This is a genomic window from Pseudomonas sp. FW215-R2, assembly GCF_058789255.1.
Genome location: NZ_JBYTBO010000052.1, coordinates 1 through 575 on the forward strand (window position 1 = coordinate 1; position 575 = coordinate 575).

The following is a 575-nucleotide window of genomic DNA, read 5'->3' on the forward strand; positions in this document are numbered from 1 at the left end:
CCATCGAAGCCGGTTTCCTGTCGGATCAGTCCGGTGGGCGTGTAGTCCAGAAGATACTTGTCGCCGGACTCGTTCTCGATTTCCGTGAGCAACAGCTGCGCATGGTCGTAGCGGTACTGCAGTCGCGTGCCGTCGGGGTTGATTCGTCGGCTGACCAGGTGCAGGTCGTCGTCATACTCGTAGCGGGTGATCCGCCCCAGCTCGTCGCGTTCGGCGGTGATCTGGCCGTAGGCGCTGTAGGACCAGGCCCGCGTCGCCCCGGTTGGCAGCGTCGTCTGGATCAGTCGGCCAACGGCGTCCCAGGCGTGACGGGTAACCGCGCCGTGTTCATCCTGCGCAGTAATCCGCCGCCCCAACGCATCGTAGGAAAACTTCCGCACCCCACCGTCGGGCAGGCTTTCCTCGACCAGTTGCCCAAGGTCGTTCCACACGAACACGTGCCGGCCGGAGTCCGGATAACGGATCGACAGCAACCGTCCTTGCGGGTCGTAGTGGTAATGGGTGACATGGCCGTCGGGATCGACCGCTTCGGTGACATCGCCCTGGGCATTACGCCGGTAGGTCCACTGCGCATC

At 63.8% G+C, this 575-nt stretch carries 1 pseudogene; it reads right to left on the reverse strand.

From position 1 onward, the window contains the following. A pseudogene (locus AC3WRD_RS29835) lies at positions 1-575 on the reverse strand (type IV secretion protein Rhs); the annotation flags it as partial.